Here is a 23,838-nt window from a genome sequence, read left to right as displayed (position 1 = left end):
CCGTCGACTGGGCCGCCCTCGAGGAGGCGGCCGTCGCGGCGATGGAAAACGCCTATGCGCCGTATTCGAAGTTCGCGGTGGGGGCTGCCGCCCTCACCGCGGACAGCCGGATCGTCAGCGGCTGCAACGTCGAAAACGCCAGCTACGGGCTCACGCTGTGCGCCGAGTGCGCGCTGGTGGGCAACCTGCACATGACCGGAGGCGGCCTGTTGCGCGCCTTCTACTGCGTCGACGCGCACGGCAACGTGCTGATGCCGTGCGGGCGGTGCCGCCAACTGCTCTACGAATTCCGGGCCCCGGACATGGAGCTCATGACCACACAGGGCATCAAGACGATGGACCAGGTGCTCCCCGACGCATTTGGCCCCCAACACCTGGAGGAAACCCGGTGACCCAGAACACCAGCAACAGTGAAGAGTTCGACGCCGTCGACATCATCCGCATCAAGCGGGACAAGGGCGTGCTCAGCCCCGCCCAGATCGACTGGACGATCGACGCCTACACCCGCGGCGCCATCGCCGACGAACAGATGGCGGCACTGAACATGGCCATCCTGCTCAACGGCATGGACCGCGCCGAGATTTCGCGCTGGACCGCGGCGATGATTGCCTCCGGCGAGCGGATGGACTTCTCCAGCCTGCGCCGGCCCGACGGCGGTGTGAAGGCCACCTCGGACAAGCACTCGACCGGCGGCGTGGGGGACAAGATCACCCTGCCGCTGGCACCACTGGTGGCGGTCTTCGGCGTCGCCGTGCCGCAGCTCTCCGGCCGAGGCCTCGGCCACACCGGCGGCACCCTGGACAAGCTTGAGGCCATCCCCGGGTGGCGGGCAGCGCTGAGTAACGAGGAAATGCTGGCCCAGCTGCAGGACGTGGGCGCCGTGATCTGCGCCGCCGGCGCCGGACTGGCCCCGGCCGACAAGAAGCTCTACGCCCTGCGCGACGTCACCGGCACGGTCGAGGCGATCCCGCTGATTGCCTCCTCGATCATGAGTAAAAAGATCGCCGAGGGCACCGGATCACTGGTCCTGGACGTCAAGGTGGGCAGCGGCGCCTTCATGAAGGATGAGGCGCGCGCCCGCGAGCTGGCCGAGACCATGGTGGCCCTGGGCAAGGACGCCGGCGTCAACACGGTGGCCCTGCTGACCAACATGAACACTCCGCTGGGCCTCACCGCGGGCAACGCGATCGAAGTCGAGGAATCTGTGGAGGTCCTTGCCGGCGGGGGACCGGAGGACGTCGTCGAACTCACCGTCCGGCTGGCCGAGGAGATGTTGGCCTGCGCCGGCGTCCATGACGCCGATCCGCGCGCCGCGCTCAGGGACGGCCGTGCCATGGACGTCTGGAACCGGATGATCGAGGCCCAGGGCGGCGACCCGCGCGCCAAGCTGCCGGTCGCGAAGGAATCCGAGACCATCTACGCCCAGGCGGACGGCGTGCTGGTGGAACTCGACGCGATGGCCGTCGGCGTCGCCGCCTGGCGCCTCGGCGCCGGCCGTGCCCGCAAGGAGGACCAGGTCCAGGCCGGCGCCGGTGTGCGGATGCACGCCAAGCCGGGCGCCACCGTCCGCGCCGGGGAACCCCTGATGACCCTGCTGACGGATACCCCGGAGAAGTTCGGCCGTGCCAAGGAAGCGCTCGAACACGCCGCCGTGATCGCTCCGGAAGGCTCCCGCCCGGCACAGCAGCTCATCATCGACCGCATCGCCTAAGGCCCCTCGTTGCCCTATCACTTATGGCTGCCCCGACCCTGGTTTAGCAGCCACAGGTGATAGGGCAACGGGCCGCGGCCGGGCAGTACACTGGCACCAAAGCATTCCGGGAGAAACCGGGTCCCGCCGTGCGTTAGGAAACCGTGCAGGAAATCAACGACTTCATCCTGGCAGCCGCAGGCCAGCCCTGGGTCCTGTTCCTGGTGTTCGCCTGCTGTCTGATCGACGGCTTCTTCCCACCGGTGCCCAGCGAATCCGTGGTGGTCGGGCTGGCCGCCGTGTCCGCGACGGCCGGCATCCCGAGCCCGGTCCTGCTGCTGGTGGCTGCCGCCGCCGGCGCGTTTTGCGGGGACAACGTTGCCTACTGGATCGGCCGCTCCGCCGGAACCGAGCGCTGGCGCTGGATGCGTGGCTACCGTACCCAGGGCGCCCTGGGCTGGGCGGCCCGCGAGCTTCGGAAACGGCCGGCGTCCCTGATCATGGTGGCCAGGTTCGTTCCGATCGGCCGGGTGGCCGTGAACCTGACGGCTGGCGCTACCCGGTACACCCGGTCCCGCTTCGTCGGCCTGACGGGACTGTCCGCGGTGCTGTGGTCCGTGTATTCGGTCGGTATCGGATTGTTCTTCGGGCAATGGTTCGACCACAACCACCTGCTCGCGGCCACCATTTCGATCATTTGCGCGGTGCTCCTCGGCATCGCCGTTGACGTCACGCTCAACAGGCTGCGGCGGCAGGCGCCGGCAAAGCCGTTGCCGGCGGCTGAGAACCAGCCGGTCCCGCCGGCGGAAGGCTAGAATCTACGCCGCCAGGTAACCGAACGTCACGGTGGCCCCCGTGGCGGAGCCGCGTAGCGCCGGATGGACCGGCCGTGGGACACTTAGATGCGATTCACGTCACGGCGCCGACGCCGGTGGCCAGCACCACTTTTCCGCACCCGTTTCCGTAGTCCGCACACCCCTTCAGTCGCCTAGGAGCACAGCCCGCGTGGAGTTCATTAATGAGGCCGTGCTCCATGCAGCCGGCCAGTGGTGGATATACCCCCTCCTGCTGCTCTTTTTCTTCATCGACGGCTTCGCCATGGTGGTCCCCAGTGAGACGCTGATCGTGGCCCTCGCCGCCTACTCCCGGCACAGTGGCCAGCCCAACCTCTGGCTCCTCGGCCTCACGGCGCTGCTTGGCGCCATTGCCGGGGACAACATGGCCTACCTGCTGGGCCGCAAGATCGGCCTCGAGCGGTTCCGCTGGATGCGCAAGCCCAAGGTGCAACGGGCCTTCGGCTGGGCCCGCTATGAGCTCGAAAAGCGCGGGGCCGTGCTGATTTTCACCGCCCGCTACATCCCTTGGGGCCGCGTTGCTGTCAACTACGTCGCTGGCACCACGGGATTCCCGCACCGCAGGTTCTTCGTCCTGGACGCCTTCGCGTGCTTCACGTGGGTGATTTACTCCGTCGGGATCGGCGTCCTGGCGAGTTCCTTCCCCTGGCTGCACCACAACCCGCTCCTCAGCGCCGGGATCGCCGTCGTCTTCGCGATTGTCCTCGGCATAGCCGTCGACCACGTCCTGCGCTGGTGGCACAAACGGCTGGCACGGCACGACGAGCCCGCTGAGGAGCCCGCGGCCGGGCAAGAAGCCGGGCAAGAGGGCGGACAAGAAGCCGTGTCCCGGGACGCAACGGCCGAAGACGCCGCGTCGACCGACGCCTCCCGCAAGTAGCGCACGGCGCCGTCCGACCCTATGGTGGGAACGTGACTGAGACTATTCTTGACGCTGCCCCTGACCTCGAATTCGACCTGAAGGGCCTCCCCAAGGTCTCCCTTCATGACCACCTGGACGGCGGACTGCGTCCGGCCACCATCATTGAACTTGCCGAAAAAGTCGGCCACACCCTGCCCTCCACCGACCCGGTCGCGCTTGGGGAGTGGTTCCGCGAGTCCGCCGATTCCGGCTCCCTGGTCCGCTACCTCGAGACCTTCGACCACACAATCGCCGTGATGCAGACCAAGGAGGGCCTGTTCCGCGTCGCCAAGGAATTCGTCGAGGACCTCGCCGACGACGGCGTCGTCTACGGCGAGGTGCGCTGGGCGCCCGAGCAGCACCTGCAGCAGGGCCTGTCCCTGGACGACGTCGTCGAAGCCGTCCAGGCGGGCCTGGACGCCGGCGTCGACGCCGTCGCCGAGACCGGCCGGGAAATCCAGGTCGGCCAGCTGATCACCGCCATGCGCCACGCCGACCGCGGCCAGGAGATCGCCGAACTCGCCATCCGCCACCGCTACAAGGGCGCCGTTGGCTTCGACATCGCCGGGGCCGAGGACGGCTTCCTGCCCTCCCGCTTCAAGGACGCCTTCACCTACCTGGCCCAGCACAACTTCCCGGCCACCATCCACGCCGGCGAGGCGGCCGGCCTGGAGAGCATCCAGTCCGCCCTCGTTGACGGCCGGGCGCTGCGCCTGGGCCACGGCGTTCGGATCGCCGAGGACGTCACCGTCGAGTTCGAGGACGCCGAGTCGGCAGAGGCTGCCGCCATCGACCCGGACAGCGACGACGTTGACGACAACATCGGCCTCGTGACCCTCGGCGAGCTCGCCAGCTGGGTCCGGGACCGCGGTATCGCGCTGGAAATCTGCCCGTCCTCCAACCTGCAGACCGGCGCGATCGCCGGCTTCGGCGAGGGCATCGAAAGCCACCCGGTGGACATGCTCTACCAGCTCGGCTTCAACGTCACGATCAACACGGACAACCGGCTGATGAGCGGCGTGACCCTTACCGACGAGTTCGAGCTGCTGGTGGAAACCTTCGACTACGACCTGGACGACCTGCTCGAGCTGACCCTGAACGCCGCCGAAGCCGCGTTCCTGCCGCTCGAGGAGAAGGAAGCCCTGGTCGAGTACATCAACGAGGCCTACGCCGACCTTGGCTAAGGACCCTCACGCAACGGACGCGCAGCTCGGAGAGCTGCTGAAAACAATCGCCGAGCTGCGCGTTCACTGCCCCTGGATGGGCGCCCTCAGCCACGAATCCCTCGTGGAGTACCTCCTCGAGGAAGCCCATGAGGTGGCCGAAACCATCGAGGCCGACGGCGGCGACGCCGAGCTGCGGGCCGAACTCGGCGACGTCCTGCTGCAGGTGGTGCTGCACGCCAGGCTCGCCGAGGAACGCGGCGCCTTCGACTTCCACGATGTCGCCCGGGGCCTGCGGGAGAAGATGATCCGGCGCAACCCGCACGTCTTCCGCCCCGACGGCTCGCTGCAGGACACCTTCCCGGCCACGGTCGAGGAGATCGTGCTGAAATGGGACGCCGTGAAAAGGGCCGAGAAGCCCGGGCGCGAGCACGCTTTCGAGGGCGTTCCGGCTGCGCTTCCGGCCCTGGCCCGGGCGCAGAAGCTGCTGGACCGTGCCGAACGCGCCGGACTGCCTGTCCCGCCCGGGCCCGCACCGGCGGCCGCCCCGCCCCCCGCACCCGCTTCCGAACAGGAGCTCGGCGAGCTGCTGTTCGGCATCGTCGCGGCGGCCCGCCGCAACGGCCTGGACGCCGAGCGTGCCCTGCGCGCGGCCAACCGCCGCTTCGAGGACACTCCGAGCAGCGGCACCGGCGGTACGGGGCAGCGTCCGGGGACTGGATAGCTTTCCGTAACTTATCCCACTCTCGACTAGGCTAGAGGCGACGAGGACGTCGGTTTTAGGCTTGATCCACCGCTAGATTCCCAGCAGTCAGATTCCCAGCAGATCGCTTCACCCAAAGGAGCATATTCATGGCGCTTATCGATGCCATCCACGCCCGCGAGATCCTCGATTCCCGTGGCAACCCGACCGTAGAAGTTGAAGTACTGCTCTCCGACGGCCAGATCGGCCGCGCGGCAGTTCCCTCCGGCGCCTCCACCGGCGAACACGAGGCCGTAGAGCTCCGCGACGGAGACAAGGGCCGTTACCTCGGCAAGGGCGTCCAGAAGGCCGTTGACGCGGTCATCGACCAGATCGCCCCCGCCCTGATCGGCTTTGATGCCACCGATCAGCGCAGCATCGACCAGTCGATGATCGACCTCGACGGAACCGCCAACAAGGGCAAGCTCGGCGCCAACGCAATCCTGGGCGTCTCCCTCGCCGTCGCCAACGCTGCTGCCGCGTCTGCCGACCTGCCGCTGTACAAGTACCTGGGCGGCCCGAACGCTCACGTCCTGCCGGTACCGCTGATGAACATCCTCAACGGCGGCTCGCACGCGGACTCCGACGTCGACATCCAGGAATTCATGGTTGTCCCGCTCGGCGCCGAGACCTTCTCCGAGGGCCTGCGCTGGGGCGTCGAGGTCTACCACGCTCTCAAGGCGGTGCTGCAGTCCAAGGGACTGGCCACCGGCCTCGGCGACGAGGGCGGTTTCGCCCCGAACCTGCCGTCCAACCGCGCGGCCCTGGACCTGATCCAGGAAGCGATCAAGAACGCCGGCTACACCCCGGGCAAGGACATCGCCCTGGCCCTCGACGTCGCCTCCTCCGAGTTCTTCAAGGACGGCGCCTACCTGTTCGAGGGCAAGTCCCTCAGCTCCGCCGACATGAGCGCCTACTACGCCGAGCTGGTGGCCGACTACCCGCTGGTCTCGATCGAAGACCCGCTGGACGAGAACGACTGGGAGGGCTGGAAGGCCCTCACGGACGCGATCGGCGACAAGGTCCAGATCGTCGGCGATGACCTGTTCGTTACGAACCCGGAGCGCCTGCAGACCGGCATCGATTCGCGGACCGCCAACTCGCTCCTGGTCAAGGTCAACCAGATCGGTTCGCTGACCGAGACGCTCGATGCCGTGTCCCTCGCCCAGCGAGCGGGCTACACGACCATCACCTCGCACCGCTCCGGTGAAACCGAGGACACCACCATCGCCGACATCTCGGTCGCCACCAACGCGGGCCAGATCAAGACCGGCGCGCCGGCCCGCTCCGAGCGCGTCGCCAAGTACAACCAGTTGCTGCGCATCGAAGAGGAACTCGATGACGCCGCACGCTACGCCGGACGCAGCGCGTTCCCGCGTTTCAAGGGCTAGTACCCGAAAAACCCCCGAACCGGTGGCTATGGTGGAATGACCATGGCCACCGGTTCTGTTTTGGCCGGTCCCTTTTGGCCGGTACTTTGTTGGCCTGTTTGAAGGAGTGACATGGCAACCCGCCGTCCCAAGGTTCCCCGGGCCGCTGCCGCGGCCACGAAGTCTTCGGCCGCCGGCCGGGGGGAAGCCGACGGCGGCGACGTCATCCGGGCTGATTTCGGTGGCTCACGGCACGGCAGCGCACCGGAGACGCAAGCTGCCCGTCCCGGTCACGGTCCGCAGGCACCCAGTGCCCCGGCTTCCGGCCGCGCCGCCGCCGGCGCAGCGGCGGGATCCGCCAGGGCCGCCGCGGGCCGGGCGGCCACAGCCGCCACGGCCAGGGCCGGCCAGTCCGGGGAACCCGCCGGCGCAGCGGAGGACGTCGATCCCGTCCCGGCCAAGGCCTTCTCCGGCCGCATGCTGGCCCTGGCCCTGGTGATGATCGCGATCACCATCCTGCTGGCGCCGTCGGTCAAGATCTTCCTCGAAAAGCGCGCCGAAATCGCGGAGCTGGAGGCCGACATCTCGGCCAAGCAGGCGAAGCAAACGGACCTCAAGCGACAGGTCTCGCGCTGGCAGGACCCGAACTACGTCAAGCAGCAGGCCCGCGACCGCATTAACATGGTTATGCCCGGCGAAACCGGCTACTGGGTTTTCGGCAGCGATCTTCCTGCCGGAACGCCCGGCGCCGGTGCCGCGTCAGGAACAGCCACAGACCCCGCCAATCTGCCGTGGGTGGATTCCCTCTGGGACTCCATCAAACGGTCGGCAACAGACTAGGAGCGGCGCCCGCCGCCGATTACCGCAAGCCGGTAATCCCAACAGGGCAGGAAGGTGCCGCGCCAGTGGACGAGAACCGAGTGGACACCCCCCAAACCCGGAACCCCGTCGAGGCGGCACCGGACACTGCGGCTGAGGCTTCACGCCGACCATCGGCCCGCGATCTTGACGTCCTGAGCCGACAGCTGGGCCGGCCGGTGCGCGACGTCGTCGAGATCCCGGCCCGCTGCATGTGCGGCAACCCCCTCGTGGCGGCCACCTCGCCGCGGCTCAGCAACGGCACGCCCTTCCCCACCACCTTCTACCTGACCCATCCGGTCATCACCTCCGCCGTGTCTCGGCTGGAAGCCGCCGGGCTGATGAACGAGATGAACGACCGGCTCGGGTCCGACGCCGCACTGGCAGCCGGCTACCGCGCCGCGCACGAAGCCTACCTGCAGTCCCGCGCCGAGATCGGGGCCCGGTCCGGCATCGGGGCAGTGCCGGAGATCGATGGTGTCTCCGCCGGAGGCATGCCCACCCGCGTCAAGTGCCTGCACGTCCTGGTGGGCCACTCGCTCGCGGCCGGACCCGGCGTCAACCCGCTCGGCGACGAGGCGATCGCCGGTATCAGCCAGTGGTGGACGCGTGAGCGCTGCTACTGCGACGGCGCCTGGGACACCGGGGGAGAGGCCCCCTCGCGGGACCTGAGCCGGCACGGACCGCAGGGGCTTCCGGACATCGTTGGCCGGCCCGCCCCGATCCGGAAGGGCCGCGCAGAGACCCCCGCCGCAGGCGAGGACGCTGCAACCGACACCGGGGCCGGGCAGTGAGCCGCGTGGCCGCCATCGACTGCGGCACCAACTCCATCCGCCTGCTGATCGCCGACGTGGCGGATTCCGCAGGCACCTCGCCCAAACTCACCGACGTCGTGCGCGAGATGCGCGTGGTCCGGCTCGGCCAGGGCGTCGACGCCACCGGGGAATTCGCCCAGGAAGCGCTGGAGCGCACGCTCGACGCGACCCGCGACTATGCAGAGCTGATCCGCCGGCACGGCGCCGGCAAGGTCCGTTTCGTGGCCACCTCCGCGACCCGGGACGCCCGCAACCGGCAGGTCTTCATCGACGGCGTCCGCGAACTGCTCGGCATCGAACCCGAAGTGATCAGCGGCGACGAGGAAGCCGCCCTGTCGTTCGCGGGAGCCAGCAGCGTCCTGCCGTCGCGGGGCAAGGACCCGGTGCTCGTGGTGGACCTGGGAGGCGGAAGCACCGAATTCGTACTCGGAGACGCGGACGGCGTCATCGCCGCCAAGTCGGTCGACGTCGGCTGCGTGCGGATGACCGAACGGCACCTGGTGGGCGACCCGCCCACGGCGGGGCAAATCGCCGCCGCGGAGGCCGACGTCGACGCCGCCATCAGCCACGCGGCGCTGACGGTTCCGCTGGACCGCGCCACCGCCGTGATCGGCGTGGCAGGGTCGGTCACCACCATCACCGCCCACGCGCTGAAGCTGGCGGAGTACTCCCCGGCCGCCATCCACGGCACGGAACTGGACCTCGCAACCGCCGGGGAGGCATGCACCTCCCTGCTGGAGATGACCCGCCAGCACCGGGCCGCCCTGCCGTACATGCACCCCGGGCGCGTTGACGTGATCGGTGCCGGCGGCCTCGTCTGGCGGCGCGTGCTGGAACGGATGGCGGACGCCACCAACGGCCGGATCACGTCGGCCATTACCAGTGAACACGATATTCTTGACGGAATTGCCCTGAGCATCAGCTAGCTTCGCGCCCGGACCGGCAGCGTCTACCAGCGCAGCGCCCACCCAGGCAGTGCCGGCCACCACCGCCGCCGGAGGCAGCCGCCACCGACTGCCGCGCCCGCAGCCATACCGCCGATTGGACCCGAATGACCAGAGCAACAGCCCGGCACCGCCGGACCGCCTCCGCGTTGATGGCCTTGGCCCTGGCCGGGTGCAGCACCGCGGGAGCTTTGTCGCTGGCCCCGGCGGCCCACGCGGACGCCACCCGGGACAAGGAATACTGGCTCGCCGAATCCGGCATCACCAAAGCCTGGGACGTCTCGAAGGGCGCCAACGTCAAGGTCGCCGTGATCGACAGCGGCGTGGACGGCAAACACCCGGACCTCAAGGGCGTGCTGGCCGGGGGAGCGGACGTCTCCGGCGCGGGGGCCGCTGACGGCCAGAAGAGCATCGGAGCCAAGCCCGAACACGGCACGCTCGTCGCGACGATGCTGGCCGGCCGCGGACACCAGCCGGCCGGAGCCAGTGCCAGCCCCAGCCCCAGCCCGTCGCCCGGGACCGGCGTCGGCTCCGACGGGATCGTGGGTGTCGCCCCGGAGGCCCAAATCCTGTCCGTGTCCACCTGGCTGGGTTCGGCCAACCCGGGCGGCAAGAGCGACCAGGACCAGATTCCCGCCGCGGTCCGCTGGGCCGTGGACAACGGGGCCCGCATCATCAATATCTCGCTCGGCAGCACCGCCCCGGAGTGGCCACAAAGCTGGGACGCGGCGTTCCTGTACGCCGAGCAAAAGGACGTGGTGATCGTCGCCGCCGCCGGCAACCGCGTCGGCGGGAACATCCAGGTGGGGGCGCCGGCAACCATTCCCGGTGTGCTGACGGTGGCCGGCCTGGACCGCAAGGGCTTCGCCAGCATCGACTCGTCCTCCCAGGGCATCAGCATCGGCGTCGCCGCCCCGGCCGAAAACCTGGTGGGCGGCATGCCCGGCGGCGGCTACGCCGAGTGGGCCGGAACCTCCGGCGCCACCCCCATCGTGGCCGGCGTGGCGGCCCTGATCCGCTCCAAGTGGCCGGACATGTCAGCCAGCCAGGTCATCAACCGGATCGTCAGCACCGCGAAGGACGCCGGGCTTCCAGGCAAGGACCCGCTGTACGGCTTCGGTGTGCTTGACGCCGAGGCCGCGCTCAAAGCCGATGTTCCGGAGAGCGCTGTCAACCCGCTGGGGTCGATCTCGGACTGGATCCGGGTCCACCGGCGCGGCAATCCGGTCAGTTCCGCGCCCGCTGCCCTGCCCAGCCCCTCCAGCGCGGCGCCGACGCTGCCCGAGGCGACCATGCCGGTCGCGGAGGCTCCGTCACCGGCCGACAGCGCCGTCCCGGCGATGGTGGTGCTCGGCTTCGGCGGACTCTTTGTATGCATCATCGCCGGGGCCGCCATCCAGCTCCGGCGGGTAGCCCGCGGGGCCTCCGCGCGGCCCGGCGGCCCCGAAACGAGCGCCCTGGATTCGGTGGATTCGGGGAGCCCGGGGAGTTAGTGAAGTTTTTCACAAACTACGGTATTCTTGACGCATGGCATCCACCCCTCAGCTCCAGGACCGTCCCAGGGTACTCGTCGTCGGCGGCGGGTACGTCGGCCTGTACGTAGCCCTTAAACTGCAGAAGAAGATCGCGAACGCCGGCGGCATCGTCACCGTCGTCGATCCCCTGCCCTACATGACCTACCAGCCCTTCCTCCCCGAAGTGGCCGGCGGCAACATCGAGGCACGCCACGCCGTCGTCTCGCACCGCCAGCACCTCAAGCAGACCGAACTTATCCAGGGCCGCGTCACCTCGATCGACCACGCCAACCGCACGGCGGTGGTGGCACCGTCCGACGGCGGCGAGAACTTCGAGATTCCCTACTTCGACGTCGTGCTGGCCGCCGGTGCGATCACCCGCACGTTCCCGATCAAGGGCCTCGCGGACAAGGGCATCGGCCTGAAGACCATCGAGGAAGCCGTCGCCCTGCGCAACGGTGTCCTGGAGCGCATCGAAACCGGTTCGCTCATGACCGACCCGGTCGAACGCGCCCGCGCCCTGACCTTCGTCGTCGTCGGCGGCGGCTTCGCTGGCATCGAATGCATCACCGAAATGGAAGACCTGGCCCGGGCCGCGGTCAAGAACAACCCGCGCGTCAAGCAGGAGGAAGTCCGCTTCGTCCTGGTCGAGGCCATGGGCCGGATCATGCCCGAGGTCACGGCCAAGCAGGCCGAATGGGTTGTCGAGCACCTGCGCAGCCGCGGCATCGAGGTGCTGCTCAACACCTCGCTGGACAACGCCGAGGGCTCGCTGAAGCTCATCAACCTCCCGGACAAGACGCCCGCGCAGGAATTCGAATCGGACACCCTCGTCTGGACTGCCGGCGTGCAGGCCAACCCGATGGTCCGCTCCACCGACTTCCCGCTCGAGCCCCGCGGCCGCGTCCGCGTTCTCCCCGACCTCCGCATCTCCGGCGACGAAGGCATCATCGAGAACGCCTGGGCCGCCGGCGACATCGCCGCCGTGCCTGACCTCACCGGCAGCGGCCTGCCCGACGGCACCTGCGTCCCGAACGCCCAGCACGCGCTGCGCCAGGCCAAGCGCCTCGCCAAGAACCTGTGGGCCTCCCGGTGGGAGAAGGAACTCAAGGACTACAAGCACAAGAACCTGGGCGCCGTCGCCGGCTTCGGCGAATGGAAGGGTGTTGCCAATATCAACCTCATCGGCCGGATCGGCCTCAAGGGACCGCTCGCCTGGCTGGCGCACCGCGGCTACCACGGCCTGGCCATGCCGACCGTGGAGCGCAAGATCCGCGTGATCTCCGGCTGGTTCTGGCAGCTCTTCCTGGGCCGCGACACCACCCAGCTGATGGACCTCGACAACCCGCGCGGCGCCTTCGAGGCCGCGGCGAAGCCGGCTCCGAAGCCGTCTGAGGCTCCGCCTGCGGCTCCGGCTGCGCCGGCGGCCGACAAGCCTGCCGAGGCACCCGCCAAGCAGACTGTTGTGGCCGACGCCAAGTAGTCGCCAGCAGCCCGACGACGGCGGCCGTTCCCTTCTGCGGGAACGGCCGCCGTCGTCGTTGGCGCCGCTGTCATTGGTGGTGGCCCGGATTGGCCGGCGGGCGGGCCGCCCCCCCTAGACTTGGCCCATGACTCCTGCTGAGAAGGACCTGCACACGCTGCTCGCAACCATGCGGCCGGTAATCCGCGAGGGCGAATACGTCTATGCCCTCTGGCCGCACGGGAAACCGCTGGCCGGCCACATCGCGGCGGCCGTCCGTGAAGCCGAGGGCCTGACGGTGGTGCTGCCCCGGGACGACGCCGATGCCCTGGGCCTGAAGTACGACTTCGTCGCCGCCTGGATCACCCTGCAGGTGCACTCCTCGCTGGAGGCCGTCGGGCTCACCGCCGCCGTCAGCGCAGCCCTGACCGAGGCAAAGATCAGCTGCAACGTCCTGGCCGGGTTCCACCACGACCACCTGCTGGTTCCCGTGGCCGACGCCGAGCGTGCGCTCGAGGTCCTCCACGAGCTCTCCGCGGGCAGCCGCACCGCGAACGGCGGTGGCCAGCAGCCCGCGCCGACCCTCGTGCTCCGGACCGAGGAGCCGGCTGACCGGCCTGCCCTCCTGGCGCTCACCGCGGCGGCCTTCGCCATCTCGCCCGTCACGGGGCTGCCGGTCGAAGGGGAGCCGGAGGAGGTCGAGCTGCTGCGGCGGCTTTTTGACTGTGCGGAGTATCTGCCCGAGTTCAGCATCGTGGCGGAGCTCGACGGCGAGATCGTAGGGCACGTGATCAGCACCCGGGGCCGGGCGGGGGAGCTGGAGCTGTTGTGTCTGGGGCCTATCGGGGTGACCCCCCGGCTGCAACGCCACGGGATCGGGTCGGCGCTGATGAAGGAAACCATCGTTCGGGCAAATGCGGCGGGGGAGCGGGGCATCGCCCTGCTGGGCAGCCCGGAGTACTACGCGCGGTTCGGCTTTGTGCCCTCCACCTCCCTCGGCGTGCAGCCACCGGACCCGGCCTGGGGAGACCACTTCCAGCTCCTGCCGCTGGCCCTCTGGCCCGGCGGCGTCAGTGGAGCCTTCCGCTACGCCAAGCCCTTTGGCGAACCGCCAGCCGCCGCGTAGCGGCCCTGCCCGGGATACCATTGACCGGGCGCCCCAGTAGCCCAATTGGCAGAGGCAGCGGACTTAAAATCCGCGTGTTGTGGGTTCGAGTCCCACCTGGGGCACACACCGTGAGCATCCGTCTCACGCGGCGCTTTTGACTTGCACATTTTCGCCACATATGTTTGTGCAGTTCCTCCCAATCCCCCCAACGGCAGGGGAACATCAAAGACGCCCCCGCACCATGGTCGCAATGACCGGTGCGGGGGCGTTTTCGCGGTTAGCTAAGGCAGGCCAGCGGGCCAGAGGAGGGCCGCGTCCCCCAGGCCAGTAGTGGCAGGCGGTGTCGGCCTTCGGAGGCGCTTGAGGCGACGGGAGTCGCCCATTCCCCGCCTGATTCCCCCCATGCAACGAGTGTTATAAGGATGTGACCGTAGTCACTTATTTTCGCACGGAATTTGCACTAGCTTGAATCTAAATCAGGAACACCTGATCTTTCGCGTCAAAGGCCGTTCGCACCTTTCGATCGAGGAGATTTTTATGACTTCACTCCCCCAGGTGGCGCCGCGCATCGCTAAGCTCACAGCGCTTAGCATCGGCGTCGCCCTTCTGGCAACGGCTTGTGGCGGTTCGTCCACGCCGTCGTCTTCCGGTTCGGGTTCGGCATCAGCGCAGGCCGGCGGTATCTCTTGCCCGGCTCCCAGTGCAACCGGTGGCGCCACCAGCTCGGCCGGCGCGGCGGGTTCGGTGCCTGCTTCCTCGACCACCACCGAGACCCCGCTCAAGCTCGGCTCGCTGCTGCCGACCACCGGCTCCCTCGCCTTCCTTGGCCCGCCCGAAATCGCGGGCGTTAACCTCGGTATCAAGGAGATCAACGACGCCGGCGGCGTGCTGGGCAAGCCCGTCGAGGTGATCCACCGCGACTCCGGCGATACCAAGACTGACATCGCCACCCAGTCCACCTCGGCGCTCCTGGGCCAGGGCGTCAGCGCCATCGTCGGCGCCGCCTCCTCGGGCGTCTCCAAGACCGTGATCAACCAGATCACCGGGGCCGGCGTTATCCAGTTCTCACCGGCCAACACCTCGCCGGATTTCACCACGTGGGACGACAAGGGCCTCTACTGGCGCACCGCCCCCTCCGATGTGCTGCAGGGCAAGGTCCTCGGCAACTACATGACCACCTGTGGGGCGCAGACCGTCGGCATGATCGTCCTGAACGACGCATACGGCACCGGCCTGGCCAAGAACGTGCAGGCGGCGGTTGAAGCTGCTGGCGGCAAGGTTGTGGCGCAGGAACTCTTCAACGAAGGCGACTCGCAGTTCTCCAGCCAGGTGGACAAGGTCCTCGCGGCCAAGCCGGATGCCATTGCCCTGATCACCTTCGACCAGGCCAAGAGCATCGTTCCGCTGATGACGGGCAAGGGCGTCAAGCCCACCCAGATCTTCATGGTGGACGGCAACATGTCCGACTACAGCAAGGACTTCAAGCCCGGCACCCTGAAGGGCGCCCAGGGCACCATCCCGGGCACCTTCGCCAAGGATGACTTCAAGAAGAAGCTCCTCGCGATCGACCCCGCGCTCAAGGATTACAGCTACGCAGGCGAGTCGTACGATGCCGTGAACCTGATCGCACTGGCGGCTGAGGAAGCCAAGAGCACCAAGGGTGTGGACATCGCCAAGCACCTGAAGGATGTCTCCGAGGGCGGCGAGAAGTGCAACAACTTCGCCAGCTGCGTCACCCTGCTCCGCAACGGCAAGGACATCGACTACGACGGCCAGTCCGGCCCCGTAACGTTCTCCGACGCCGGTGACCCGACGGAAGCCTACATCGGCATCTACGAGTTCCAGGATGACAACACGTACAAGCCCGTCAAGGAAGAGTTCGGCAAGCTGTAAAGCCGCATTCCCCTACACAAACAAGAGACCCCCGCCCAGTCCGGACGGGGGTCTTTTGTGCGCGGGATGGGGGCGAAGGACGAGACCGGGACCCACGCGTCACGCACGGCAGAGTTTTGGGCCGCCCCGTTCAGCTCGACCCCGCAGAACCGGCCCAACCCGCCGGGCGCAGGCCTGATACTCTGCTGCGCGTGACGCTGTCGCATAGCCGGGGAGGGGTACCGACGGCGCCATGTGCCCGCCGGGGCTACAGCAACGGATGGACGCTACGGAATCGGACCAATGCTGCTCGGATCCGGGGTGCATCTGTCCGGAATCGGTGCGGAAGTGTGGCCTGAGGGAAGGGCGACGGGGGGCAGGTGCTTGCGAGAGCTCCGTTGTTGCGCGAGGTACGAGCGCAGGCGCCGAGCAAGTGGCTGTTCCCGGAGCTCGGAACCCGGTGGGGCAGCCCGGCAGGGGGTCGGTGGGGGAGTCGGGAGAGGCCCGGCGAAGGCCCGCTCCGGGAAGAGCCCTACGGGCTCCCGCGCGCCCCGAGCCGGCCTCACGCCCTGCACACGTCCCGGACGCGTCCGACCACACAGAAGGGCCGCCACCGGCTTGGTGACGGCCCTTCCTGGACTGCTGTGGCGCTCTAGTCGACGGTGTCGGCCAAGGTGCCCAGGTACAGCTGGATGACCTTGGGATCCTTCATGAGCTCCCGTCCGGTACCCGTATACGCGTCCTTGCCCTGGTCCAGGACATAGCCACGGTCGCAGATCTGCAGGCAGCGGCGCGCGTTCTGCTCCACCATGATGACGGAGACGCCGGCCCGGTTGATTTCATGCACCCGCAGGAAGGTTTCGTCCTGCTTGACGGGAGAGAGGCCGGCCGAGGGCTCGTCGAGGAGCAGCACGGCCGGATCCATCATCAGGGCCCGTCCCATGGCGACCATCTGGCGTTCGCCGCCGGAGAGCGAACCGGCGCGCTGGGCACGCCGCTTGGCCAGTTCCGGGAACAGATCCGCGACGAAGTCGAACCGTTCGGCGAAGTCCTTCGGCCGCTGGAACATGCCCATCTGCAGGTTCTCTTCGATGGTCAGGGCCGCGAACACGTTGTTGGTCTGCGGGACGAAGCCCACGCCCCGGCTGACCAGCTTGTTGGCCTTCAGCCCGGTGATGTCCTGGCCGCGGACCACCACGGACCCGGAGTGGACCTTGACGAGGCCGAACATGGCCTTCAGCAGGGTCGACTTGCCGGCACCGTTGGGTCCGATGATGCCGATCAGCTCACCCTTGCGGGCTTCAATGCTGCAGCCGTTAAGGATGTTGACGCCCGGGATGTAGCCGGCAACCAGGTTGGTGACCTTGACGACCGAGTCGCCGTCGTAGGCGTTCGTGGCGGTTGCTGCCGCGCTGGTGGCGCTCATTCTGTGTCCTTCTCTGTCCGGGTCGGCTCGCCGCGGGTCGGTTCCTCGGCGCTGCGCCTGCCGTGCGGTGCCCCGTGGGCGGTATCGGGCTCTGCCGACTCCGCCACGAGGACATCGGTGGAGATGATGCCGGCGTTGTCGGTGCCGACAATTGATTCCTCGTCGGCCTCGAGTTCGGCCGCGAGCACCTTGATGCCTTCCGAGTCACCCAGATCCACGTCGTGGTGGGCACCCAGGTAGGCGTCGATCACTGCCGGGTTCTTCATGACCTCGGCGGGCGGGCCCTCGGCGACGATCTTGCCCTCGGCCATCACCACCACCCAGTCGGCGATGTGGCGGACCATGTGCATATCGTGCTCGACGAACAACACGGTCATGCCCTCGGCCTTGAGGTTCTTGATGTGGTCCAGCAGTGACTGGGTCAGCGCCGGGTTGACGCCTGCCATCGGCTCGTCGAGCATGACGAGCTTCGGGCGTACCATCAGCGAGCGGGCCATCTCGAGGAGTTTGCGCTGGCCGCCGGAGAGGGACGCGGCGTAGTCGTCCTTCTTGGCGTCGAGCTTGAACTTCTCAAGGAGCACGTTGGCTTCCTCGGTGATCTTCTTCTCCTGGCCCCCCCAGATTCCCTTGAACAGGGCCTTGGACAGCTTCTCGCCGGACTGCTGGGAGGCGCCGAGGCGCATGTTCTCCATGACGGTGAGCTTGCCCATGACCTTGGTGAGCTGGAAGGTGCGGACCATGCCCATGCGCGCCACCTTGTAGGAGGAGACGCCGGCCAGGCTGTTGCCCTCGAACTGCCACTTGCCCGTGTTGGGCGTATCGAAGCCGGTCAGCAGGTTGAACAGCGTGGTCTTGCCGGCCCCGTTGGGGCCGATCAGCGCCGTAATCTTGTGCCGCGGGATCTCCAGGTACTGGACGTCGACGGCGTTGATGCCGCCGAAGCTGCGGGTCACGTCCTCCGCCACCAGGATCGGATCGCGCTTTTTGCAGCCGGGCGCGATCTCGCCGGCGGCAATCGGACGCGAGTCCGTCATGTAGTCGATGGCCTCGCCGGGGGTTCCGGCCGCCACCTTGGGTTCTTCGCTGTGCATGCTCATGCGAACGCCAGCTCCTTCTTGTTGCCGAAGACGCCCTGGGGCCTGAAGATCATCAGCAGCATCAGTGCGATGCCGACCAGGATGTAGCGCAGCTGGCCGGCCTGGACCGTGTTCAGCCACGTGACGGCGCCGGATTCAATCAGGCCGTACAGCACGCCCTGGGTGAGGGACAGCACAACCCAGAAGATCATCGCGCCCACCACGGGGCCAAGCACCGTGCCGAGTCCGCCGAGCAGCAGGCAGGTGTAGAGGAAGAACGTCAGCTCCGTGCCGTAGTTGGCAGGCTGCACCGCGCCGCGGGGGAGGGTGAAGACCATGCCGGCGAGGGCGCCAAGCACGCCGCCGATGACGAGTGCCTGCATTTTGTAGGAGTAGACGTTCTTGCCGAGCGAGCGGACGGCGTTCTCGTCCTCGCGGATGCCCTTGAGGACGCGGCCCCAGGGGCTGCGCATCAGCAGCCAGACCAGCAGGCAGCAGACAATGACCAGGGCCCAGCCGACCACTCGGATGAAGAAGTCGCGGTTGTTCATGCCGAAGTAGGATCCCGCGGGGAACGGGTTCATGGCGTAGAAGTCGCCCTCGAAGGCGGCAAGGCCGTTGGCCGAACCGGTCACCGAGGTCAGCTGGTTGGTCGTGACGATGTAGCGGACGATTTCCGCGGCCGCGATCGTGACGATGGCCAGGTAGTCGGCCCTGAGCCGGAGGGTGGGGATACCGAGCAGCAGGGCGAAGATCGCCGAGCAGACGACGGCGATCAGCAGGCCCACGAAGAACGGAACGTGGAAGGTCAGGGTGGAGATGGCGAAGCCGTAAGCCCCCACCGCCATGAAGCCGGCCTGGCCGAAGTTCAGCAGGCCGGAGTAGCCGAAGTGGACGGCCAGGCCGAGAGCGGCAAGCGCGTACGCCGCCGTCGTCGGGCTGAACAGTTCACCGGCAGCGCTGGAAAGAATAAATCCGAAGTCCATGTCTGTCTCCTAACCCACGCGCTCGCGGCGGCCCAGGATGCCCTGAGGCCGGAACAAGAGGACAACGATCATGATGAACAGTGCTCCCACGTACTTGAGGTCGGCGGCGAGGCCGAACACGGTGGTCAGCTCCACGAAGATGCCGACGATGATGGATCCGAACAGGGCGCCCCAGACCGTGCCGAGGCCGCCGAGGGTCACGCCGGCGAAGATGAGCAGCAGGATCTGCGAGCCCATGTCGAAGGTGACGCCGGGCCGGTAGTACGCCCAGAGAATGCCCCCGAGGGAGGCGAGCATGCCGCCGGTAACCCAGACGATCCGGATGACCGAGTCGACGTCGATGCCGGAGGCGGCCGCCAGGGCCGGGTTGTCGGCCACCGCGCGGGTGGCTTTGCCCAGCCGGGTCTTGAGCAGCACCAGGCCGAGGGCGGCGATGACAATAACGCTGATGAGCAGGGACCAGAGGTTATTGGGCGAGATGGAGACCGGCCCGATCTGGATTTCCGCGCTCTGGGCGAAGGGCAGTTGCTGGGTGGCGCCGCCGAAGTAGAACTGGATGACGTAGCGCACCGCGAGGGCCAGGCCGATGCTGACGATCATCATCGGGACCAGGCCGGTGCCGCGGCGCCGGAGCGGTTTCCACAGGCCGGCGTCCTGGACGTAGCCGAAGAGACCGCCGCCGAGGAGCGCCAGGATGATGGAGAGCCAGAATGGCAGGTTCATGGCGTTGAAGCCGAAGACCAGGACGGCGCCGAGCGTGACCATCTCGCCGTGCGCGAAGTTGGTCAGGCCGGTGGTGCCGAAGATCAGCGATAGCCCCACCGATGCGAGGGCGAGGAGCAGGCCGAAGCTCAGGCCGGCCACCAGGCGGTTGAGGAGGTTCTGGCCGAAATCCTGCTGCTGGACAACGATGCCTTTGCCGAAGGCGAAGATCACCGAGAGGTTGGACGTCTGGCTGAACGTGACCTTGCGGGGGTTTTCCTGGCCCTCGGCGAGCTTGATGCCTTCCGGAAGGGTCTTGACGTCCAGCTCCACCTCATACGTTCCCTGGGTGGGGACGCCGATGTTCCAGGCGCCGTTGGCGCCCGATTTGGCTGTTCCCGTGAAGTCACCGCTCTTGGCAGTGATGGTGACACCAGCGAGCGGCGCGCGGTCGTCGCCGCGCAGGAAGCCGCTGATGCTGTTTTGGAACGTGGTGCTCGACGGGGATGGTGTCGGCGACGGGGTCGCGGCCTGCGATGCCGGGGCGACAATCAGCAGGAGGGCGGCCACGGCGGCGAAAACGGCCCCCACAGCTTTCAGGATCCTGCCGCGCCGTCTCTGCGACAGGCCTCTCGGTGTGCTTCTCAAATTGAAAACCTCCACATGGGGGTGGTCTGGGTTGCGCCATTGCAACCGCTGCGAACGTTCAGGGGGACGAAGGCGGAACGGGTACTGCGATGCGATGGAGTCGTATTGCCTGTGACCTCCGTCACCCTGTTGGCCCCATGTTACAGCCCGGGCGGTGCATCCAATGCCGTCGCGAGCAGGCAGAACGTCGCGATCGCGTAACAACCGTGAAGCCGGTCATGATCACCGCTTTAGCCAAGCTAAAGAAAACTTTTGTTGTTCCCGAGGATTCCTAAACATTCCAGCCCCCGGCCGCACGGTGGCAGGGCCGGGGACCCAAGGTTTACCCAAGTTTCCCCGGGGTATGGTTCGTCCAAGGCGCCCCGGGGGTGCCTGTCCTGAGGTTGGTGCTGTTGGTGTGATTTCAACGCTTAAGTCGGAGGGACGACCGATGAAACGGTGGTCCAGATACGTAGTCGCCGGCGCAGCCGCGCTGGCTCTACTGCTTGTGCCGGCGCTGGTGTCGGGTCCGTCAACCGCCGGGGCGCAGGCCTGTGTGAGCGGAGCGGCGTCGGCCGTGGATCCCTACCCCGGCAAAACGGCCCTTGCAGCCAACTTCGAGACGGGTTCGCTTGGGGGGCTGCAACTGGTCACGGCGGAAACGGGGGCGGTGACGCTGTCTTCTGCCGCCGCCCACTCCGGCACCTGCTCAATCCGGCTCCACACCACCACGGACCCGGGATCCCTTGCGAAGGTGAGTGTGGCACTCGACGCCGGGACGCGGGAAATCTATGCCGATGGCTGGTTCAGCATTGCCACCGAGGGTCCCGTTGGCAACAACGTCCCGTACCTGCGGATCTTCTCCGGGGGCGTCCGGATCATGGATGTCTTCCGGCAGAACGTCTCGCACGAACTCGTGTTGCGGACCACGTCGCCGCAGGGGTTCTCCTACACCAGCCTGGCGCCGAACGTCCGGGACGGAATCTGGCACCGACTGGTCATGCACGTGGTTCCGAACGGGCCCGCGACCGGCGTCCAGATCTGGTGGGACGGCCGGTCCGTCTTTGAATCGAACTCCGTCGACATCAGCGCCACCACGGCCGACACGGTGCAGTTGGGGTCCGAGCATGACCAGCAAAAGGGCGACATCTACGTCGATGACCTGGTGGTCAACGGCGGCAGGGGGGACCCTGTGCCGATCCCCGGGGTCCTCCCCGCACCCAAACCCGGCATCCTGAAGCGGCCGGAAGTCGACAGCGGGTCGCCTTCCGGGTTCCTGGCCGGGGGCTGGCAGGGATGGAACAGGCAGGCCGACGCCACCTGAACCGGGGCGCGCCCAGATCACGGTTGTGTTGCGGCCGGAGCCCGGCGGGAACTATCCCTGCCGCCCGGGCGTGGGAATTGGTAGCGTGAAGCGTACCGATCTTCACGAGCTATCATCACCTACCCCCTTAACCTGGAGGACACCAGCAATGGCACTTGGCGGAAACCCGATCTTCAACGGAAAGAACTTCCGTGGAGCCATCCAGGCACCGCCTGCCCCGCAGGCCGCCTACGGGCAGGGCTACGGCCAGAACGCTTATGGCCAAGCGTATGGCCAGGCACCCTACGGCCAGAACGGCTACGGCCAGGCCCAGGCCGGCTGGAACCCGGCACAGCAGGCGATGAGCAACGACCAACTGCAGGACCTGTACAACCGCCCGGCCGCGGGACCGGCGGACACCGGCCGCATGACCTTCGACGACGTCATCATGAAGACCGCGGCCTGCCTCGGCGCCGTGATCGCCGGCGCAGCCGTCACCCTCGTGGTGGCCCAGGGCCTGGCCTCCATGCTGATGATCGTCGGCGCGCTGGGCGGCTTTGTCCTGGCCCTCGTCAACACCTTCAAGAAGCAGCCCTCGCCGGCGCTGATCCTGGCCTATGCCGCCCTCGAAGGCCTGTTCCTCGGCGGCCTGACCCGGATCCTCGACGGAATGTTCCCGGGCGTCGGCCTGCAGGCCGTCATCGGCACGCTCTCCGTCTTCGCCGCGACCCTGGTGCTGTTCAAGAGCGGCAAGGTCCGGGCCACGCCCAAGGCCATGCGCTTCTTTATGATCGCGCTGACCGGCTACGCCGTGTTCGCCCTCATCAACATGGTGATGATGTGGACCGGGGCGGTTAGCTCCCCTTTCGGCCTGCGCACCAGCCTCGTGATCTTCGGCATCCCGCTGGGCGTCTTCATCGGCCTGCTCGCGATCGGCCTGGCCGCGTTCTCGCTGATCATGGACTTCACCAGCATCGAGGCCGGCGTCCGCGCCGGCGCACCGCAGCGCTTCTCCTGGACCGCGGCGTTCGGCCTCACCGTCACCCTCGTGTGGCTCTACGTTGAGATCATCCGCCTGCTGGCCATCCTCCGCGGCGACGACTAGCAGCCGCGAGAAAAAACAGCACGACAATAAAGCGGCCCCGCCGGAAAGGCGGGGCCGCTTTTTCGTCGTCGGCCTCAGCCGAGCCGTTCCAGGAGCACCGCCATGCCCTGGCCGCCTCCCACGCACAGGGTCGCCAGGCCCAGGCTGCCGTCCCGCTCCTGCAGCCCGTTGAGCAGGGTGGTCGTCATCCGGGCGCCGGTCATACCGAAGGGGTGTCCGAGGGCAATGGCGCCGCCGTGGACGTTGAGCCGGTCCGGGTCAATCCCCAGTTCCCGCGCGCTAGCTGTACTAACCCGGCACGTTAGTGACACGGCTGGCGGGTGAGGCGCCTTTGAGGGCGGTGTGTGGCCTGTGGTGATTGTAGTAGTCGATGAAGTCCTGGTAACAGGCTTGGCGTTCCGTTTCTGAGCGGTAGGCCCTGGCGTAGGCCCATTCCTCTTTGAGGATTCGGTTGAAGCGTTCGACCTTGCCGTTTGTCTGGGGCCGGTAGGGCCGGGTGCGTTTGTGGCTGATGCCGGCCTCGGCAAGGACTTTGCCGAAAGCTCTGGACCGGTAGCAGGAGCCGTTGTCGGTCATCACCCGCTTGATCCGAACGCCTTGGGCTTGGAAAGCGGCGATGGCGTTGCGCATGAATGCGGCCGCTGTGGCTTGGGTTTCGTCGGGAAGGATCTCGGAGTAGACGAACCGGGAATGGTCATCGACGGCGTGATGAATAAAGGAGTAGCCCCTGACCTGCCCGCGGTCTTTACGGCGGCCTTCGGCGAGGTTCCTGGCCCGGGCATTCGCCTCGCCCTGCACGCGCCCGTGGATCCGGTGGCCGCCGCCGTTGGGGATGCGGCCGAGCTTCTTGACATCGATGTGGACCATCTCGCCGGGCCAGGCGTATTCATATCGGCGGGCGCGGTCCCGGCCCCGGGTCCTGACTCCGGTGGCCGGATCGGTGAACCGCAGCGGGGGACAGAGGTAACGAGCCAGGATCCGGTGAACAGTGGAGATGTTCAAGTGCAGGTGATACGCGATCCGGGCCGGACCCCAGCGCCTGTTGACCCGCAGACCCAACACCCGCCGCTCGGAGCGCACCCGGGTCCGGTGCGGACAGGCAGCCGGTCGGCTTGAACGGTCTTGAAGCCCGTCCTCGCCGAAATCACGGTACCGCTGCGACCAACGGGCTGCGGTCGGCACGGAGACACTGAACCGTTCAGCCGCCCGGCGCAACGGCCAACCATCATCAACGATGCAGCGAGCCAGCCGAAGACGGCACGAGTGAGCCAAAAACGCGTTACGGTGGGACACGAGGACCTCCTGGGTTGTGTTCGCTCT

Annotated in this window: 21 protein-coding genes, 1 tRNA gene and 1 pseudogene; 17 read left to right on the top strand and 6 right to left on the bottom strand. The window is 67.5% G+C overall.

The genetic code is table 11. The features are described 5' to 3' along the window. The first annotated feature begins 41 nt into the window (after positions 1-41). The 15 genes from ACZ5Z0_RS05170 (at position 42) to ACZ5Z0_RS05100 (ending at position 15,314) form a co-directional block, all read left to right on the top strand. Complete coding sequence (locus ACZ5Z0_RS05170) at positions 42-392, top strand: cytidine deaminase (RefSeq protein WP_464110727.1); 351 nt, start codon at positions 42-44, stop codon at positions 390-392. After that, on the top strand, positions 389-1,711 hold the full coding sequence (locus ACZ5Z0_RS05165; RefSeq protein WP_464110170.1) for a thymidine phosphorylase: 1,323 nt from the start codon (positions 389-391) through the stop codon (positions 1,709-1,711). Before ACZ5Z0_RS05170 ends, ACZ5Z0_RS05165 begins: the two co-directional genes overlap by 4 nt. A gap of 143 nt (positions 1,712-1,854) precedes the next feature. After that, complete coding sequence (locus ACZ5Z0_RS05160) at positions 1,855-2,505, top strand: DedA family protein (protein WP_464110169.1); 651 nt, start codon at positions 1,855-1,857, stop codon at positions 2,503-2,505. Between the two features lie 190 nt (positions 2,506-2,695). Next, the gene (locus tag ACZ5Z0_RS05155) at positions 2,696-3,424 is read left to right on the top strand and encodes a DedA family protein (RefSeq protein WP_464110168.1); all 729 of its coding nucleotides are present in this window, start codon (positions 2,696-2,698) and stop codon (positions 3,422-3,424) included. A 32-nt stretch (positions 3,425-3,456) separates the two neighbouring features. Further along, positions 3,457-4,629, top strand: a complete 1,173-nt coding sequence (locus ACZ5Z0_RS05150; RefSeq protein WP_464110167.1) for an adenosine deaminase — start codon at positions 3,457-3,459, stop codon at positions 4,627-4,629. A gap of 76 nt (positions 4,630-4,705) precedes the next feature. Next, complete coding sequence (locus ACZ5Z0_RS05145; RefSeq protein ID WP_464110726.1) at positions 4,706-5,332, top strand: MazG nucleotide pyrophosphohydrolase domain-containing protein; 627 nt, start codon at positions 4,706-4,708, stop codon at positions 5,330-5,332. A 128-nt stretch (positions 5,333-5,460) separates the two neighbouring features. Continuing rightward, complete coding sequence (eno, locus tag ACZ5Z0_RS05140; protein ID WP_464110166.1) at positions 5,461-6,741, top strand: phosphopyruvate hydratase; 1,281 nt, start codon at positions 5,461-5,463, stop codon at positions 6,739-6,741. Positions 6,742-6,852: 111 nt separating this feature from the next. Next, the gene (locus tag ACZ5Z0_RS05135; RefSeq protein ID WP_464110165.1) at positions 6,853-7,560 is read left to right on the top strand and encodes an FtsB family cell division protein; all 708 of its coding nucleotides are present in this window, start codon (positions 6,853-6,855) and stop codon (positions 7,558-7,560) included. Between the two features lie 80 nt (positions 7,561-7,640). Beyond that, positions 7,641-8,372: a DUF501 domain-containing protein gene (locus tag ACZ5Z0_RS05130; RefSeq protein ID WP_464110725.1), complete on the top strand. Its 732-nt coding sequence runs from the start codon at positions 7,641-7,643 to the stop codon at positions 8,370-8,372. Continuing rightward, complete coding sequence (locus ACZ5Z0_RS05125) at positions 8,369-9,319, top strand: Ppx/GppA phosphatase family protein (RefSeq protein ID WP_464110164.1); 951 nt, start codon at positions 8,369-8,371, stop codon at positions 9,317-9,319. Before ACZ5Z0_RS05130 ends, ACZ5Z0_RS05125 begins: the two co-directional genes overlap by 4 nt. Positions 9,320-9,444: 125 nt before the next feature. Then, positions 9,445-10,830, top strand: a complete 1,386-nt coding sequence (locus tag ACZ5Z0_RS05120; RefSeq protein ID WP_464110163.1) for a S8 family serine peptidase — start codon at positions 9,445-9,447, stop codon at positions 10,828-10,830. 34 nt (positions 10,831-10,864) lie between these two features. Next, positions 10,865-12,334: an NAD(P)/FAD-dependent oxidoreductase gene (locus ACZ5Z0_RS05115; RefSeq protein WP_464110162.1), complete on the top strand. Its 1,470-nt coding sequence runs from the start codon at positions 10,865-10,867 to the stop codon at positions 12,332-12,334. A 127-nt stretch (positions 12,335-12,461) separates the two neighbouring features. Then, a complete protein-coding gene (locus ACZ5Z0_RS05110; RefSeq protein WP_464110161.1) occupies positions 12,462-13,439 on the top strand; it encodes an N-acetyltransferase in 978 nt (325 codons plus the stop codon). Positions 13,440-13,469: 30 nt separating this feature from the next. Next, a tRNA-Leu gene (locus tag ACZ5Z0_RS05105) sits at positions 13,470-13,543 on the top strand. A 415-nt stretch (positions 13,544-13,958) separates the two neighbouring features. Further along, positions 13,959-15,314, top strand: coding sequence for an ABC transporter substrate-binding protein (locus ACZ5Z0_RS05100; RefSeq protein WP_464110160.1), 1,356 nt, complete (start codon positions 13,959-13,961; stop codon positions 15,312-15,314). 631 nt (positions 15,315-15,945) lie between these two features. On the opposite strand, the gene ACZ5Z0_RS05095 is transcribed toward ACZ5Z0_RS05100, so the two are convergent. From ACZ5Z0_RS05095 to ACZ5Z0_RS05080, 4 genes are read right to left on the bottom strand one after another with little or no spacing between them, the layout of a single operon-like run. Beyond that, positions 15,946-16,719: an ABC transporter ATP-binding protein gene (locus ACZ5Z0_RS05095; protein ID WP_138769994.1), complete on the bottom strand. Its 774-nt coding sequence runs from the start codon at positions 16,717-16,719 to the stop codon at positions 15,946-15,948. Beyond that, positions 16,716-17,816: an ABC transporter ATP-binding protein gene (locus tag ACZ5Z0_RS05090; protein ID WP_464110159.1), complete on the bottom strand. Its 1,101-nt coding sequence runs from the start codon at positions 17,814-17,816 to the stop codon at positions 16,716-16,718. Before ACZ5Z0_RS05090 ends, ACZ5Z0_RS05095 begins: the two co-directional genes overlap by 4 nt. Then, positions 17,813-18,781, bottom strand: coding sequence for a branched-chain amino acid ABC transporter permease (locus ACZ5Z0_RS05085; protein ID WP_464110158.1), 969 nt, complete (start codon positions 18,779-18,781; stop codon positions 17,813-17,815). Before ACZ5Z0_RS05085 ends, ACZ5Z0_RS05090 begins: the two co-directional genes overlap by 4 nt. Before the next feature lie 9 nt (positions 18,782-18,790). Continuing rightward, positions 18,791-20,074: a branched-chain amino acid ABC transporter permease gene (locus tag ACZ5Z0_RS05080; RefSeq protein ID WP_464110157.1), complete on the bottom strand. Its 1,284-nt coding sequence runs from the start codon at positions 20,072-20,074 to the stop codon at positions 18,791-18,793. Positions 20,075-20,561: 487 nt separating this feature from the next. Here ACZ5Z0_RS05080 and ACZ5Z0_RS05075 point away from each other — a divergent pair, with 487 nt between their 5' ends. Together ACZ5Z0_RS05075 and ACZ5Z0_RS05070 are read left to right on the top strand one after the other, a co-directional pair. Then, positions 20,562-21,434 carry a hypothetical protein gene (locus tag ACZ5Z0_RS05075; protein ID WP_464110156.1) on the top strand — a complete coding sequence of 291 codons (873 nt, stop codon included), beginning with the start codon at positions 20,562-20,564 and terminating at the stop codon, positions 21,432-21,434. Positions 21,435-21,582: 148 nt separating this feature from the next. Further along, complete coding sequence (locus ACZ5Z0_RS05070; RefSeq protein ID WP_464110155.1) at positions 21,583-22,518, top strand: Bax inhibitor-1/YccA family protein; 936 nt, start codon at positions 21,583-21,585, stop codon at positions 22,516-22,518. A 74-nt stretch (positions 22,519-22,592) separates the two neighbouring features. On the opposite strand, the pseudogene ACZ5Z0_RS05065 reads toward ACZ5Z0_RS05070, so the two are convergent. Together ACZ5Z0_RS05065 and ACZ5Z0_RS05060 are read right to left on the bottom strand one after the other, a co-directional pair. After that, positions 22,593-22,802, bottom strand: a pseudogene (locus ACZ5Z0_RS05065) (acetyl-CoA C-acyltransferase); the annotation flags it as partial. Positions 22,803-22,806: 4 nt separating this feature from the next. Continuing rightward, a complete protein-coding gene (locus ACZ5Z0_RS05060; protein WP_464110154.1) occupies positions 22,807-23,811 on the bottom strand; it encodes an IS481 family transposase in 1,005 nt (334 codons plus the stop codon). Between the last annotated feature and the right edge of the window lie 27 nt (positions 23,812-23,838).

The organism is Arthrobacter sp. T2-23 (genome assembly GCF_055398325.1).
The sequence above is the reverse complement of the archived record's forward strand: the minus strand, read 5'-3'. Positions and strand labels throughout refer to the sequence as shown.

Coding starts and splice junctions, on each gene's coding strand:
- ACZ5Z0_RS05070 (WP_464110155.1), top strand. CDS start 21,583: ATGGCACTTGGCGGAAACCCGATCTTCAACGGAAAGAACTTCCGTGGA.
- ACZ5Z0_RS05095 (WP_138769994.1), bottom strand. CDS start 16,719: ATGAGCGCCACCAGCGCGGCAGCAACCGCCACGAACGCCTACGACGGC.
- ACZ5Z0_RS05145 (WP_464110726.1), top strand. CDS start 4,706: ATGGGCGCCCTCAGCCACGAATCCCTCGTGGAGTACCTCCTCGAGGAA.
- ACZ5Z0_RS05170 (WP_464110727.1), top strand. CDS start 42: ATGGAAAACGCCTATGCGCCGTATTCGAAGTTCGCGGTGGGGGCTGCC.
- ACZ5Z0_RS05135 (WP_464110165.1), top strand. CDS start 6,853: ATGGCAACCCGCCGTCCCAAGGTTCCCCGGGCCGCTGCCGCGGCCACG.
- ACZ5Z0_RS05100 (WP_464110160.1), top strand. CDS start 13,959: ATGACTTCACTCCCCCAGGTGGCGCCGCGCATCGCTAAGCTCACAGCG.
- ACZ5Z0_RS05085 (WP_464110158.1), bottom strand. CDS start 18,781: ATGGACTTCGGATTTATTCTTTCCAGCGCTGCCGGTGAACTGTTCAGC.
- ACZ5Z0_RS05090 (WP_464110159.1), bottom strand. CDS start 17,816: ATGAGCATGCACAGCGAAGAACCCAAGGTGGCGGCCGGAACCCCCGGC.
- ACZ5Z0_RS05120 (WP_464110163.1), top strand. CDS start 9,445: ATGACCAGAGCAACAGCCCGGCACCGCCGGACCGCCTCCGCGTTGATG.
- ACZ5Z0_RS05075 (WP_464110156.1), top strand. CDS start 20,562: ATGAAACGGTGGTCCAGATACGTAGTCGCCGGCGCAGCCGCGCTGGCT.
- ACZ5Z0_RS05110 (WP_464110161.1), top strand. CDS start 12,462: ATGACTCCTGCTGAGAAGGACCTGCACACGCTGCTCGCAACCATGCGG.
- eno (WP_464110166.1), top strand. CDS start 5,461: ATGGCGCTTATCGATGCCATCCACGCCCGCGAGATCCTCGATTCCCGT.
- ACZ5Z0_RS05115 (WP_464110162.1), top strand. CDS start 10,865: ATGGCATCCACCCCTCAGCTCCAGGACCGTCCCAGGGTACTCGTCGTC.